This is a genomic window from Microbulbifer sp., from assembly GCF_051659245.1.
In the GTDB taxonomy this organism is placed as follows: Bacteria; Pseudomonadota; Gammaproteobacteria; order Pseudomonadales; family Cellvibrionaceae; genus Microbulbifer.
Genome location: NZ_JBOFOC010000032.1, coordinates 1 through 8,540, shown reverse-complemented (window position 1 = coordinate 8,540; position 8,540 = coordinate 1). Strand labels below are relative to the sequence as shown.

At 64.1% G+C, this 8,540-nt stretch carries 10 protein-coding genes; 9 read left to right on the top strand and 1 reads right to left on the bottom strand.

Features of this window, described 5'->3' with window-relative positions:
- Positions 1-77: 77 nt before the first annotated feature.
- A complete protein-coding gene (locus ACRC0P_RS03550; RefSeq protein WP_438628412.1) occupies positions 78-482 on the bottom strand; it encodes a hypothetical protein in 405 nt (134 codons plus the stop codon).
- Positions 483-659: 177 nt separating this feature from the next.
- On the opposite strand from ACRC0P_RS03550, the gene ACRC0P_RS03545 reads away from it, so the two are divergent.
- The 9 genes from ACRC0P_RS03545 to thiL all read left to right on the top strand — a co-directional run bounded on the left by ACRC0P_RS03545 (position 660) and on the right by thiL (position 8,440).
- On the top strand, positions 660-1,139 hold the full coding sequence (locus tag ACRC0P_RS03545; protein WP_438628411.1) for an outer membrane beta-barrel protein: 480 nt from the start codon (positions 660-662) through the stop codon (positions 1,137-1,139).
- A 126-nt stretch (positions 1,140-1,265) separates the two neighbouring features.
- Positions 1,266-2,534, top strand: coding sequence for a serine hydroxymethyltransferase (gene glyA, locus ACRC0P_RS03540; protein ID WP_438628410.1), 1,269 nt, complete (start codon positions 1,266-1,268; stop codon positions 2,532-2,534).
- 177 nt (positions 2,535-2,711) lie between these two features.
- Positions 2,712-3,179, top strand: coding sequence for a transcriptional regulator NrdR (gene nrdR, locus ACRC0P_RS03535; protein WP_438628409.1), 468 nt, complete (start codon positions 2,712-2,714; stop codon positions 3,177-3,179).
- Position 3,180: 1 nt separating this feature from the next.
- Entirely contained in the window at positions 3,181-4,326 is a 1,146-nt protein-coding gene (gene ribD, locus ACRC0P_RS03530; protein ID WP_438628408.1) for a bifunctional diaminohydroxyphosphoribosylaminopyrimidine deaminase/5-amino-6-(5-phosphoribosylamino)uracil reductase RibD, read from the top strand.
- Positions 4,326-4,988, top strand: coding sequence for a riboflavin synthase (locus tag ACRC0P_RS03525; RefSeq protein WP_438628407.1), 663 nt, complete (start codon positions 4,326-4,328; stop codon positions 4,986-4,988). Before ribD ends, ACRC0P_RS03525 begins: the two co-directional genes overlap by 1 nt.
- A 196-nt stretch (positions 4,989-5,184) precedes the next feature.
- On the top strand, positions 5,185-6,300 hold the full coding sequence (ribBA, locus tag ACRC0P_RS03520) for a bifunctional 3,4-dihydroxy-2-butanone-4-phosphate synthase/GTP cyclohydrolase II (protein WP_438628406.1): 1,116 nt from the start codon (positions 5,185-5,187) through the stop codon (positions 6,298-6,300).
- A 22-nt stretch (positions 6,301-6,322) separates the two neighbouring features.
- A complete protein-coding gene (gene ribH, locus ACRC0P_RS03515) occupies positions 6,323-6,793 on the top strand; it encodes a 6,7-dimethyl-8-ribityllumazine synthase (protein ID WP_438628405.1) in 471 nt (156 codons plus the stop codon).
- Positions 6,794-7,007: 214 nt separating this feature from the next.
- Entirely contained in the window at positions 7,008-7,448 is a 441-nt protein-coding gene (nusB, locus tag ACRC0P_RS03510) for a transcription antitermination factor NusB (protein ID WP_438628404.1), read from the top strand.
- A 92-nt stretch (positions 7,449-7,540) separates the two neighbouring features.
- Entirely contained in the window at positions 7,541-8,440 is a 900-nt protein-coding gene (gene thiL, locus ACRC0P_RS03505; RefSeq protein ID WP_438628403.1) for a thiamine-phosphate kinase, read from the top strand.
- The last annotated feature ends 100 nt before the right edge of the window (positions 8,441-8,540 follow it).

Sequence of the window (8,540 nt, the reverse complement as noted above, 5' to 3'; positions counted from 1 at the left end):
ATCAATCCAGCTTCGTGGCATAGTCCGATCGCGGGCATGGCCCGCTCCTACAGCGAAATCGTGCGAGTCCCGAGTCCCTAAAAATAGTAATCCTCCATATTGATTTCCCGCCAATCGTAGACCAACCGCTCGCCCTCTTCGGTGACCAGGCTCACCCGCTCGGCGGCGATGCAGGTGGACCAGTCCACCGCCCGCCAATCCACCAGCTCCGCGCCGCCGTGTACTTTGATCACCGCATCTTCCCAGGCCTGGGCGCACTGCTCGGGAACACTGCCCCGCACGACCAGTTCGCGCCCCAGGTATTTGCCGTAGCGCAGTTGCGGCATCCAGTTGAGGTGATAGCGGGTTTCCGCGCTCTGTAAATAGTATTTGCCGCCGGCCTTCACCAGTGTGCCGCTGACCGTGATTAATGGTGTGGGAGCGTTGGCAGTACAGGCGACCAGCAGTAGCGGAAGAAAAGGCAGAGGAGTACGCGGGAACATAAGGAAAACCTTGCGGAAACGGTTGTCGGTAAACTTAGCCGGCTCCGCAAGGTTTTTGGCGTCTGGACAAAATTGCAATCAGCCAGTTACGACATCCGTGACCCGTGAACTGTTCCTCCGCAAGAAAGGCGGATAGAATCCACGCAATTTTTCCGGTAAACAATTTGGGGGCTACCCATGCGTACTTTTGCAAAGGGGCTGGCTGCGCTGGCTCTGGCCTGTTCTTCTGCAGCCAACGCCGAAGGCGGCTACTTCGGCGGGCCTGCCGGTTTGATGACCATTGACCGCTCCAATTTCGACGACCCTTTCAATCTCGGCCTGCGCGCCGGCTATACCTTCGCTTCCGGTTGGGGTTTTGAAGGGGAATACACCAACTCGATTATCAGCGGCGAGGCCGACGTCTTTAGCGGCGATATCGATGTGGATATCCAGACCCTCGCCTTCTATGGCACCTACCGCTCCCACGGCAATATCTACTTCAAGGGCCGCGCCGGCGTCCTGCACGAGGATATCGACTTCTACGGCGACGACACCGGTATCTCCCTCGGTGCCGGCGTGGGCTTCAACTTCGGCCCCAACACCGATGTCGAACTGGAATACACCCGGATCGAAGAGGACGTGAACTTCTGGTCCGGGACCATGACCCTGTCCTTCTGATCCCCCCGGCGCGGCCGCCCGGTCGCGCCTTGGCGCACAGCCCCCAACCTTGGTGTACAATGCGCGCCTTTCCAAACCGCCAGTTTCATCTAGTCTGAACTCAGCCCGTTTTACCGAGGGAATACCATGTTTGATTCATCCGCCAAGCTCTCTTCTTTCGACCCGGAGATCTGGGAAGCCATTCAGGAAGAGGACCGCCGCCAGGAAGAACATATCGAGCTGATCGCCTCTGAAAACTACACCAGCCCGCTGGTGATGACGGCCCAGGGCACCAGCCTGACCAATAAATACGCAGAGGGCTATCCCGGCAAGCGTTACTACGGCGGCTGCGAGTATGTGGACAAGGTGGAAACGCTGGCGATAGAGCGGGCGAAAGAGCTGTTCGGCGCCGACTACGCCAATGTGCAGCCCCACTCCGGCTCCCAGGCCAACGCCGCGGTCTACCAGGCCCTGTGCGCCCCCGGGGACACCGTGCTGGGCATGAGCCTGGCCCACGGCGGCCACCTGACCCACGGCGCGCGGGTGAACTTCTCCGGCAAGATCTACAACGCGGTACAGTACGGCCTCAACCCGGAGACCGGCGAGGTGGACTACGAGGAGGTGGAGCGCCTGGCCCTGGAAACCAAGCCGAAGATGATCGTGGCCGGCTTTTCCGCTTACAGCCGGGTGATGGACTGGGCGAAGTTCCGCACCATTGCCGACAAGGTGGGTGCCTACCTGATGGTGGATATGGCCCATGTGGCCGGTCTGGTGGCCGCGGGCGAGTACCCGTCCCCAATCCCCCACGCCGACGTGGTGACCTCCACCACCCACAAGACCCTGCGCGGCCCCCGCGGCGGCATCATTCTGGCGCGTGCCAACGAGGAGATCGAGAAGAAGCTCAACTCCGCGGTATTCCCCGGCGGCCAGGGTGGCCCGCTGATGCACGTGATCGCCGCCAAGGCAGTGTCCTTCAAGGAGGCCATGAGCCCCGAGTACAAGGCCTACCAGAAGAAGGTGGTGGAGAACGCCCGCGCCATGGCCGAGACCTTCCTCGACCGCGGTATCAACATCGTCTCCGGCGGCACCGACGACCACCTGATGCTGGTGGACCTGATCGGCAAGGAGTACACCGGGAAGGACGCCGACGAGGCCCTCGGTAACGCCAACATCACCGTAAACAAGAACGCCGTGCCCAACGACCCCCGCTCGCCGTTTATCACCAGCGGCCTGCGCGTCGGCACCCCGGCGATCACCACCCGCGGTTTCGGGGTGGAGGAGACCAGGCAGCTCACTCACTGGATCTGCGACGTGCTGGACGGGCTGGAGAAGGGCGACGCCGGGCCGGTGATCGCCGAGGTGAAGGAAAAGGTGCTGGAGACCTGCGCCAGGTACCCGGTTTACCAAAAAAGCTGAATCGCACTTCCGTAGGGTGTGCCGCGGCAGACAACTGCTCCATGCGTATTCTGCATGACCGCTGGGCGGCACCGGCCATCCATGGCTGCCTCGCACCCCTGTGCTGGGCGGTGTGCGCGGCACATCTTGCGGACTGTGATAAACTGCGCGCAATTTTTCTACAGGGCCTCCCCTCCCATGCACTGTCCTTTCTGCAGCGCAGAAGAAACCAAAGTCGTCGATTCCCGCCTGGTCGCCGAGGGCGATCAGGTGCGACGCCGGCGCGAGTGTCTCCAGTGTCACGAGCGCTTCACCACCTTCGAGACCGCCGAGCTTCTGCTGCCGCGGGTGATCAAGCAGAACGGCCAGCGCGAGCCCTTCAACGAAGAGAAGCTGCGCGCCGGCATCCAGCGCGCGGTGGAAAAGCGCCCGATCAGCACTGAGCGGGTGGAATCCGCCGTGGCCCAGATCAAGCACGCCCTGCAGGCCACCGGCGAGCGCGAACTGCCCGCGCGCGCCATCGGCGAACTGGTGATGGAACAGCTGCGCGAGCTGGACCAGGTGGCCTACGTGCGTTTCGCCTCCGTCTACCGCCGCTTCGAGGACGTCAGCGAGTTCAGCGAGGAGATAGAGCGGCTGACGCGGAAACCCGCGGAGCCCCGCTGATATGCTGCCCCGGGAACTGATGGCGCGGGCGGTACAGCTCGCGGAACGCGGCCTTTACACCACCATGCCCAATCCGCGGGTCGGCTGCGTGATCGCCGACGGCGACGGCCGGATCCTCGGCGAGGGCTGGCACCGGCGCGCCGGCCTGCCCCACGCGGAGATCGAGGCGCTCACCGACGCCGGAGAGCGATCCCGCGGTGCCACTGTCTACGTCACCCTGGAACCCTGCAGCCACAGCGGCCGCACCGGCCCCTGCGCCGACGCCCTGATCGAGGCCGGCGTGGCGAAGGTGGTTTACGGCATGCAGGACCCCAATCCCGCAGTGGGCGGGCAGGGCCTGCAGAGGCTGCGCGATGCCGGCATCGAGGTGGAGGGCCCGCTGCTTGAAGAACAATGCCGGGCCCTCAACCCCGGCTTTATCAAGCGCATGGCCCTGGGCCTGCCGCTGGTGCGCATCAAATCCGCCATGAGCCTGGACGGCCGCACCGCCATGGCCAGCGGCGAGTCCAAGTGGGTCACCGGCCCCGCCGCGCGCGCCGACGTGCAGCGGCTGCGCGCGCGCAGCTGCGCAGTGGTCACCGGGGTGGAGACGGTGCGCTTCGACAACCCCAACCTGAACGTGCGCGCCGACGAAATGGCCCTGGAGCTGCTCGCCGCGGAGAGTGCGGCCCAAATGATCATGGTGCAAGAGGTCCAGCCGTTAAGGGTGATCGTCGACAGCCGCCTGCGCACCCCCGCGAACGCCTTTATTTTGCAGGGGGACGCCCCCACCTTGATCTGCACCACCGAGGGGGCGGACAATGCGCGCCGCGAGCGCCTGCAGGCCGCCGGTGCGGAAGTGCTCACCCTGCCGGCGGGCGCCGACGGCCGCGTGGACCTGAGTGCACTGCTGGCGGAACTGGTCCAGCGCGAGTGCAACGAGGTACTGATCGAGAGCGGCGCCACCCTGTCCGGCGAGTTTCTCTACCGCGGTCATGTGGACGAACTGATCGTGTACATGGCCCCGAAGCTGCTGGGCAGCACCGCCCGGCCGCTGTTCGAGCTGCCCATCGAGCGTATGGGGTCGGTGCTGCCCGTGACGATCACCGATATGCGCGCAGTGGGACACGACTGGCGCATTACAGCCACAACCGATATAGAGCGCTGATGTTTACCGGAATTGTCGAAGCCATCGGCGAAATCGCCGAACTGCAACCCCGGGGCGGGGACCTGCGCCTGCGGGTAAAAACCGGCAAGCTGGACCTGTCCGACGTACAGCTGGGCGACAGCATCGCCACCAACGGCGTCTGCCTCACGGTGGTGGACCTGCCCGGCGACGGCTACTGGGCGGACGTCTCCGCGGAGACCCTGGCGGTGGCCACCGTCGGCGAGTGGAAGCGCGGCGAGCGGGTGAACCTGGAAAAGGCCCTGACGCCGCAGACCCGCCTGGGGGGTCATATCGTCAGTGGCCATGTGGACGGTATCGGCGAGGTGCTGTGGCGCAGATCCGAAGCCCGCGCCGAGCGTTTTCGCCTGCGCGCGCCGGATATGCTGGCAAAATATATCGCCCACAAGGGCTCGATCACCGTCGACGGCACCAGTCTCACGGTCAACGCGGTGGAGGGTGCCGAGTTCGAACTCACCATAGTGCCGCACACCCTGCGGGAGACGGTCATGGACGACTATGCCGCCGGCACCCGGGTCAACCTGGAGGTGGACCTGATCGCGCGGTACCTGGAGCGGCTGCTGCTGGGCGACAGCGCCGCGGAACCGGAGAGCGACGGCCTTACGGTGGAATTTCTGGCCAAGCACGGTTTCTACAAGGCCTGAAAATGCGGGGCTCGGGATCGAAAGAATAGCTCCCCTCTCCCGCTTGCGGGGGAGGGGCCGGGGGAGGGGGCTCTTTGATCGGCCTCCCTCTCCCTAACCCTCTCCCCCTGGGGAGAGGGAACAGCACCTCCCTTTACTCCCTTCCCCGCATGTGGGGGCCGGGGGTATGGGCCACAAATCACGCTTAGAGAGATTTATGGAACTCAACACGGTTGAAGAACTGATCGACGATATCCGCCAGGGCAAAATGGTGATCCTGATGGATGACGAGGACCGCGAGAACGAGGGCGACCTGGTGATGGCCGCGGAGCAGGTGCGCGCCGAGGACATCAACTTTATGGCCACCCACGCCCGCGGCCTGATCTGTATGCCCATGTCCCGGGAGCGCTGCGAGCAGCTGGACCTGCCGCTGATGTCGCGGGAAAACGGCGCCCAGTTCAGCACCAACTTCACCGTGTCCATCGAGGCGGCCGAGGGGGTCACCACCGGCATTTCCGCCGCCGACCGAGCGCGCACCGTGCGCGCCGCAGTGGCGCGCAATGCGAAGCCGCAGGATATCGTGCAACCGGGACATATTTTTCCGATCATGGCCCAGCCCGGCGGTGTATTGAGCCGCGCCGGCCACACCGAGGCCAGCTGCGACCTGTCGCGCCTGGCCGGCTTCGAGTCGGCGGCAGTGATCGTGGAGATCATGAACGAGGACGGCACCATGGCGCGCCGCCCGGACCTGGAGACCTTCGCGCAAAAGCACAAGCTGAAGATCGGCACCATCGCCGATCTGATCAACTACCGGGCCCTCAACGAAAAAACCGTAGAGTGCACCAACGAGCGCCAGGTGCACACCGAGTTCGGCGAATTCAAACTGCGCACCTATCTGGACAAGGCCCGCCGCGAGCGCCACTTCGCGTTCGTGAAAGGCAAACCCGCCCCGGAGGAACCGACCCTGGTACGGGTGCACGTGGGCAATACCCTGCGCGACGTGCTTACCATCCGGCGCGGGGATGAGAAATTTGTCCCCTGGACCTTCCGCACCGCCATGCAGCGGGTGGCGCAGGAGGGCAAGGGCGTGGTGGTGCTGATCTGCCACAACGAGACCACCGAGGAGATCGAGGAGAGCATCGATTGGCTGATCAGCGGCAAGCAGCAACGTCCCAGCCAGGACCTGGTGTACAAGCAGGTGGGTACCGGTTCGCAGATACTGCGCGATCTGAATGTGCGCAAAATGCGCCTGATGAGCGCGCCGTTCAAGTTCAGCGCCATCTCCGGTTTCGACCTGGAAGTGGAAGAATATCTGAACATCGACCAGGAATAATGGTTTTGCAGGCAAAGAAATTATGAGCGATATCCAAGTAATCGAAGGCGATTTCACCAACTGCCAGGGCAAATATGCGCTGCTGGTGAGCCGCTGGAACAGTTTCGTGGTGGAGAGCCTCAAGAGCGGCGCCCTGGACACATTGCGCCGCAAGGGCATCAAAAACGAAGACATCACCATTTACTATGCCCCCGGCGCCTTTGAATTTCCCCTGGCCGCGCAAAAGCTCGCTGCCAGCGGAAACTTCGACGCGATCATTGCCCTGGGCGCAGTGATCCGCGGCGGCACCCCGCACTTCGAATACGTCGCCGGCGAATGCACCAAGGGCCTGGCCCAGGTGTCCCTGAACAGCGGCGTGCCGGTGACCTTCGGCGTGCTCACCGTGGACTCCATCGAGCAGGCCATAGAGCGCGCCGGCACCAAGGCGGGCAACAAGGGCTGCGAGGCGGCGGAAACCGCGCTGGAAATGGTTTCCCTGCTCGGAAAAATATAATCCAGGTTTGCGAAGAACCTGTAGGAGCGGGCCATGCCCGCGGCCCTGGGAGCGCCGAGCTCCAGCTCGGCTTGCGGGCCCCAGGCCCGCTCCTGAAAGAATGCTTAATCCATGGCGCGGGCTGCGCCCGCGTTGCCGAGCTGGAGCTCGGCGTTCCCAGGGGGGCCGCTCCTACAGGGCACCCTACCGGAAAGTGAAAGGCCGGAATGAATTTATGACAGTTACCGCATCGGCCCGCCGCAAGGCGCGCCACTACGCCATGCAGGCGCTCTACCAGTGGCAGATGGCCGGCGCCAGCCTGAACACCATCGAGGCCGAGTTCCGTACCGACAACGATATGGGCAAGACGGATGTGGATTACTTCCACGATCTGCTCCACGGTGTGGCGAAAGAACTCGACGAAGTGGAGGGTGCCTTCGAGCCGCACCTGGACCGCGCCATGGACGGCCTGGACCCGGTGTCCCGCGCGCTGCTGCGCATGTCCAGCTACGAACTGAAAAACCGCATCGACGTGCCCTACAAGGTGGTGATCAACGAGGCGGTGGCGCTGGCAAAGAAATTCGGCCCCACGGATTCCTACAAGTTTATCAACGGCATCCTCGACAAGACCGCTGCGGATCTGCGGGCGACGGAAGTCGCCGCGGATAAAAAGTAACGGCGACACCCGTGCGCGGCCCCGGCGAATTTGAAATTATCCGCGATTATTTTGCGAACGCAAAACAAGGCGTGGGTGCCGGAGCAAAAAAATTGAGCGAGGGCGTGGTGCTGGGTATCGGCGACGACTGCGCATTGCTGCAGCCGCCCGAGGGGGAACTGCTCGCCACCAGTGTGGATACCCTGGTGGCCGACAGGCATTTTCCCGCGAGCGCGGACCCGGCGGCCGTCGCCGCGCGCGCGCTGCGGGTCAATCTCAGCGACCTGGCGGCGATGAATGCCAGGCCCCTGTGGTTCACCCTGGCGCTGACGCTGCCGGAGAGCGATGCGGATTGGCTGCGGGATTTTTCCCGCGGCCTGCTGGAGACGGCAGAGCTGTTCGGCGTTTCCCTGGTGGGTGGCGATACGACGCGCGGGCCGCTGTCTGTCACCATCCAGGTCACCGGCAGCAGCAAATTACCGCTGCGCCGGGACGGCGCCCGGCCGGGGGACGGTATTTTTGTCAGCGGCGAACTGGGCGCGGCCTCGGCGGCGCTGCCGGTGATACTGGGGCAACAGGCGGCCGCCGGGCGCGGGGAAGAAGAGGCGCGGCGGGCCTATTACTTTCCCGAGCCGCAACTGGCCCTGGCCGCGGCGATCGGTGAACTGGCCGGCAGTGCGGTGGATATTTCCGACGGCCTGCTGGCGGACCTGGGACATATCTGCAACGCCAGCCGTGTCAGTGCGGACGTCCATATGGAATCGGTGCCCGTGTCGCCGCTGGCCCGGCAACTGGCCGGAGAAAACGGGGCCCTGGAACTGGCCGCCACCGGCGGTGACGATTACCAGTTGTGTTTTACTGTTCCGGAGCAACACGGGTCCGCGCTGGAAAAACTCGGGCTGGATATCGCGCGCATAGGAACCGTTGTGCCGGCGGAGGGGAATCCCGAGGTGCGCAGTTGGCTGGATGGAAAACCCTGGTCCCCGGCCCGGTCAGGTTACCAACACTTTTGATTTTCACCCTGTAGGAGCGGCGGGGCGGCCATCCGCCATGCCCGCGATCGGATTTGATTTTCACCCTGTAGGAGCGGGCCAGGCCCGCGATCGGGCTGGG

What these genes read in the sequence shown, in the direction of transcription:
- ribBA (WP_438628406.1), top strand. Translation starts at nt 5,185, where the DNA reads ATGGAACTCAACACGGTTGAAGAACTGATCGACGATATCCGCCAGGGC.
- nusB (WP_438628404.1), top strand. Translation starts at nt 7,008, where the DNA reads ATGACAGTTACCGCATCGGCCCGCCGCAAGGCGCGCCACTACGCCATG.
- glyA (WP_438628410.1), top strand. Translation starts at nt 1,266, where the DNA reads ATGTTTGATTCATCCGCCAAGCTCTCTTCTTTCGACCCGGAGATCTGG.
- nrdR (WP_438628409.1), top strand. Translation starts at nt 2,712, where the DNA reads ATGCACTGTCCTTTCTGCAGCGCAGAAGAAACCAAAGTCGTCGATTCC.
- ACRC0P_RS03550 (WP_438628412.1), bottom strand. Translation starts at nt 482, where the DNA reads ATGTTCCCGCGTACTCCTCTGCCTTTTCTTCCGCTACTGCTGGTCGCC.
- ACRC0P_RS03545 (WP_438628411.1), top strand. Translation starts at nt 660, where the DNA reads ATGCGTACTTTTGCAAAGGGGCTGGCTGCGCTGGCTCTGGCCTGTTCT.
- ribD (WP_438628408.1), top strand. Translation starts at nt 3,181, where the DNA reads ATGCTGCCCCGGGAACTGATGGCGCGGGCGGTACAGCTCGCGGAACGC.
- ACRC0P_RS03525 (WP_438628407.1), top strand. Translation starts at nt 4,326, where the DNA reads ATGTTTACCGGAATTGTCGAAGCCATCGGCGAAATCGCCGAACTGCAA.
- ribH (WP_438628405.1), top strand. Translation starts at nt 6,323, where the DNA reads ATGAGCGATATCCAAGTAATCGAAGGCGATTTCACCAACTGCCAGGGC.